This window comes from Micromonospora sp. KC207 (genome assembly GCF_004348615.1).
Lineage (GTDB): Bacteria > Actinomycetota > Actinomycetes > Mycobacteriales > Micromonosporaceae > Micromonospora.
In genome coordinates this window covers 1-5,590 of record NZ_SMKJ01000365.1, presented here as the reverse complement: position 1 = coordinate 5,590, position 5,590 = coordinate 1, and the positions used below count along the sequence as shown (strand labels likewise).

Sequence of the window (5,590 nt, the reverse complement as noted above, 5' to 3'; positions counted from 1 at the left end):
GAGTGTGAGGGGGTGTTGTCGGGGTTGGTGGATTGGTCGTTGGTGGAGGTGTTGCGCGGTGGTGGCGGGCTGGACCGGGTGGATGTGGTGCAGCCGGTGTCGTTTGTGGTGATGGTGGGTTTGGCGCGGGTGTGGCAGTCGTTGGGTTTGCCGGTGGGTGCGGTGGTGGGTCATTCGCAGGGTGAGATCGCGGCGGCGTTCGTGGCGGGCATGCTGTCACTCGATGACGCGCTGCAGGTGGTCGTGACCCGGTCGCGGATCGTCCGGCAGCGGTTGGCCGGTGCTGGGGCGATGGCCTCGATCGGCCTGCCGGTAGTGCAGGTGGAGCCGTTGCTGCCCCCGGGCGTGCAGGTAGCGGCGGTCAACGGCACGGGGCAGGTGGTGGTCGGTGGTGTCCCTGGTGAGGTGGACGCGCTGGTGTCGGTGTGCGAGCAGCGGGGGGTCCGGGCACGGCGGATCGCGGTGGACTACGCCTCACACACCGCGCAGGTGGAGACCGTGCGGGAAGACCTGCTCGCCGGGCTGGCATCAGTGCGGCCCCGGACGGGGACCGTGCCGTTGTACTCGACGGTGACCGGTGAGGTGGTCACCGGTGACGGGCTGGACGCCGGCTACTGGTATGCGAACCTGCGGTCGCGGGTGCGGTTCGCCGACGCGATCGAGACAGCAGCGGCTGAAGGGTTCGACGTGTTCGTGGAGGCCAGTGCGCATCCGGTGTTGACGTACGGGATCGACCAACCAGTGGTCGTGGGCACCCTACGCCGAGGTGAGGGCGGATGGGACCAGGTGCTGCGCTCAGCCGCCGAGCTGTGGGTGCAGGGCGTGCCGATCGACTGGGCCACCCTGTTCACGGGTGTCACCCCCGCCGACCTCCCCACCTACCCCTTCCAACACCAGCGCTACTGGCTGACTCCGGCCGGGACCCGCAGCGACGTCACCACGGCCGGCCTGCAAGCCGCCGGGCACCCGCTGCTGACCGCCGTGGTGAACCTGGCGGAGGGCGACCAGGTCCTGCTCACCGGTCGCCTCTCCCTGGCCGCCCACCCGTGGCTGGCCGACCACGCCGTCGGTGGCACAGTGATCCTGCCCGGCACCGGCTTCGTGGAGCTGGCCATCCGGGCCGGCGACGAGGTCGGCGCACCGGTCCTGCGCGAGCTCACCCTCCACGCGCCCCTGACGGTCCCACCCACCGGCGGCGTCGACCTGCAAATCCGGGTGGGCCAGCCGGACGAGAACGGCGACCGCCCGCTGACCGTGTCGGCCCGCCCATCGGGAGACGACGGTGAGTGGACCCGCCATGCCGAAGGAATCCTCGCCGCCGGGCCGGCCTCGGGTGGCACCGATCTCACCACCTGGCCGCCGTCCGCCGTCACCCCGGCCGACATCGGTGACCTGTACGAGCGCCTCACCCAAGTCGGCTACGGATACGGCCCCATCTTCCAGGGCCTGCGGGCAGCATGGCTGGCCGGCGACGACGTCTACACGGAGGTCGACCTGCCGGACGACGCGCGGGACAGCGCCGCCACCTTCGGGCTGCATCCCGCCCTGCTCGACGCCGCCCTGCACGGCATGCTGCTGACCGAGGGCGACCGCACCAGCCCTGCCGTCGTGCTGCTCCCGTTCGCTTTCACCGGCGTACGGCTGCACGCAGCCGGGGCGGACCGGCTCCGCGTCCACCTCACCCGCCTCAGCGACCGGGAGATCCGCATCCACGTCGCGGACGTCACCGGTGCCCCGGTCGCCACCGTCGACTCGCTCGTACTGCGAGAGGCCGCCGCGCTCGAGACGCCGACCCGATCCGGTGCCCTGCTGCGACTGGACTGGCCGGGTGTGCCGGTTCCCGACGAGACGCCGGCGGGCCGCTGGACCGTCGTCGACGGCCACGGACTGGACCTGGTCGGTCCGCTCGCGTCCGTCGGCGTGGACGTCGAGGCCCGCGCCGACCTGGCCACCGTCGTCGCCGAGGCAGCCGCTGGCGGGACGCCCCCGGACGTCGTGGTGGCCACCTGCCCCCGGGACGGTGAACTCGCCGACGCCGCCTGGACACACCGGCTCACCTCCGCGGTGCTACGGCAGGTGCAGGAATTCCTCGCCGAGCCGGCCCTCGCCGACAGCCGGTTGGTGCTGGTCACCGAGCGGGCGGTCGCCGTAACTCCGGGCGACGCCGTCGCCCGGCCCGCGCAGGCGTCGATCTGGGGCCTCCTGCGCTCCGCCCAGTCGGAGCATCCGGGCCGATTCGTCCTGACCGACGTCGACGAACAGCCGGAATCGCACCGGGCGCTCGCCGCAGCCGTCGGCTCGGGTGAACCCCAGATCGCCCTCCGCTCCGGCACACCCCACGTCCCGCGGCTGGCCACCACGGCGCCGGCGGCGCCGACGGCGCCGCCGGTGCCCGAGTTCCGGCCGTCCGAAGCGTGGCGTCTGGAACTCGTCGGCGACGGCGGGACGATCGACGACCTCCAGTTCGTACCCTGCCCGGACGCGGTCGCACCGCTGGCGGTCGGGCAGGTGCGCGTCGCCGTACGTGCCGCCGGGGTGAACTTCCGCGACGTCCTGATCTCCCTCGGCATGTACCCCGAACACGCCCTGCTCGGAACCGAGGGCGCGGGCATCGTCACCGAGGTCGGCCCCGGGGTGAGGGCTCTGGCCGTCGGTGACCGGGTGCTCGGCTTCCTGCCCGGCTCCTTCGGGCCGCTCAGCGTGGCCGACGCCCGGACCCTCGTACCGATGCCGGCGGGGTGGTCGTTCGCCGAGGCCGCCACCGTCCCGGTGGTCTTCACCACCGCCTGGTACGGCCTGCGGGACCTGGGCGGACTCACCGCCGGTGACAAGGTCCTCATCCACGCCGCCACCGGCGGAGTCGGCATGGCGGCGGTGCAGCTGGCCCGGCATTTCGGTGCCGAGGTGTTCGCCACGGCGAGCCCCGGCAAGTGGGACAACCTGCGGGCGCAGGGCTTCGCGGACGACCACATCGCGTCGTCGCGCAGCCTCGACTTCGCGGAGCGGATCCGGGCGGTCGCCGGCCACCGCGGCATCCAGGTCGTCCTCGACTCCCTCGCCCGCGAGTTCGTGGACGCCTCGCTGCGGCTGGTCGCACCCGGCGGCCGGTTCATCGAGATGGGCAAGACCGACATCCGTGACCCGCAACAGGTCGCCGCCGACCACGACGGGGTGCACTACCGCGCCTTCGACACCGGCGAGGCCGGGCCGGAACGGATCGGTGAGATCCTGCGCGAGGTGGTGGCACTGCTCGAAGCAGGAGCCTTGCGACTCCTGCCGCTTACCGCCTGGGACGTCCGTGACGCCCGCGACGCGTTGCGCCACCTCAGCCAGGCACGACACGTCGGCAAGCTGGTGCTCACCGTGCCGCACGGCCTCGACCCGTCCGGCACCGTACTGATCACCGGTGGGACCGGGGTGCTCGGCCGGCAGGTCGCCCGGCACCTGGCGAGCGCGCACCGCGTACGCCATCTGTTGCTGGCCAGCCGCAGCGGCGCCGCCGCCGAGGGCGTCGCCGAGCTGGTCGCGGAGCTGCGCGACCTGGGCGCCGAACCGGTGGTTGTCGCCTGCGACACCGCCGATCGGGACCAGGTGGCCGCGCTCCTCGCCGTACTGCCGCCAGACCGTCCCCTGACCGCGGTGGTGCACACCGCCGGTGCTCTCGACGACGGCATCCTCGAACAGCAGAACCCACAGCGGCTGAGCGCGGTGCTGCGGCCGAAGGCCGACGCCGCCGTCCACCTGCACGAACTGACCAGAGGCCACGACCTCGCCGCCTTCGTGCTGTTCTCGTCGATCGCCGGCCTGTTCGGCGGTCCTGGCCAGGCGAACTACGCCGCCGCGAACACCTTCCTCGACGGGCTCGCCCAACATCGCCGCCTCGCCGGCTTGCCGGCCGTCTCCGTAGGCTGGGGCTTCTGGCAGGAACGCAGCGGCCTCACCGGCCACCTCGGCGATGAGGACGTACGGCGGATGGCCCGCTCCGGCACCCGCCCGGTCAGCACCGAGGAGGGGCTCGCCCTGCTCGACTCGGCGCTCGTCACGCCGTACCCGGTGGTTGCCGCCACTGGTCTGGACCGGCCCGTGCTGCGCAGCGCCGCCGCAGACTCGTTGCCGGTCCTGATGCGCGGGCTGGCACCGGCGGTCGCCCGGCGGAGCCGGGCCGCAAAGGCCGCCGTCGCAGGCGCTGACACCCTCGCCGAGAGGCTGGCGGCGATGACCGACGCCGAAGGCGACCGGGCACTGCTGGAACTCGTCCAGGGCCACACCGCCGCCGTGCTCGGTCATGCCACGACCGACGCCGTCGGGCCAACGCAGGCGTTCAAGGACATCGGGTTCGACTCGCTCACCTCGGTGGAGCTGCGCAACCGGCTCAGCACCGCGACCGGGCTGCGGATGCCGGCCACCCTCGTGTTCGACCACCCGACCCCGCTGGGGCTGGCCGCCCACCTCCGCCAGGAACTGCTCGGTCGCCGGCCGCGGCCGGCCGTGCCGGGCACGGTGGCGGTGGACCACACCGGTGACCCGATCGTGATCGTGGCGATGACCTGCCGGTTCCCCGGCGGCATCAGCTCGCCGGAGGACTTCTGGCGGCTGGTCAGCGACCGTGTGGAAACCCTCTCGGAACTTCCCGCGGACCGCGGCTGGAATGTGGCCGAACTCTTCGACCCGGACCCCGGCAAGGCCGGCAAGTCTTACGTAGCCGTCGGCTCCTTTCTGCACGACGCTGCGGATTTCGATCCGGGGTTTTTCGGGATCAGTCCGCGTGAGGCGTTGGCGATGGATCCGCAGCAGCGGTTGTTGCTGGAGGTGTCGTGGGAGGCGTTCGAGCGGGCCGGTATCGACGCCCATTCGGTACGCGGCAGCCGCACCGGCGTCTTCTCCGGAGTGATGTACAGCGACTACGCCGTGCGGCTCCGGGACGTCTCGGAGGATGTCGGCGCCTACCTGAACAACGGCAACGCTGGAAGCATCGCCTCGGGCCGGGTCGCCTACACGCTGGGCCTGGAGGGGCCGGCGGTGACGGTGGATACGGCGTGTTCGTCGTCGTTGGTGGCGTTGCATCTGGCGGTGCAGTCGTTGCGGCAGGGTGAGTGTGATCTGGCGTTGGCCGGTGGGGTGACGGTGATGTCGACGCCGAATCTGTTTGTGGAGTTCAGTCGGCAGCGGGGGTTGGCTGCGGATGGTCGGTGCAAGTCGTTTGCGGGTGCGGCTGATGGCACTGGTTGGGGTGAGGGTGTGGGTCTTCTTTTGGTGGAGCGGTTGTCGGATGCGCGGCGTAGGGGGCATCCGGTGTTGGCGGTGGTGCGGGGTAGTGCGGTGAATCAGGATGGTGCGTCGAATGGGTTGACGGCGCCGAATGGTCCGTCGCAGGAGCGGGTGATTCGGCAGGCCCTCGCGAATGCGCGTTTGTCGCCGGCTGAGGTGGACGTGGTGGAGGGGCACGGCACGGGGACCCGGCTCGGTGATCCGATCGAGGCGCAGGCGTTACTTGCCACGTATGGGCAGGGTCGGGGTTCGGGTGAGCCGTTGTGGTTGGGGTCGGTGAAGTCGAATATTGGGCATACGCAGGCGGCTGCGGGTGTGGCGG

At 71.8% G+C, this 5,590-nt stretch carries 1 protein-coding gene; it reads left to right on the top strand.

Translation table 11 applies throughout. From position 1 onward, the window contains the following. Window positions 1-12: 12 nt before the first annotated feature. The coding region (locus E1258_RS29200; protein ID WP_305847283.1) for an SDR family NAD(P)-dependent oxidoreductase at window positions 13-5,590 on the top strand (5,578 nt) is incomplete at its 3' end.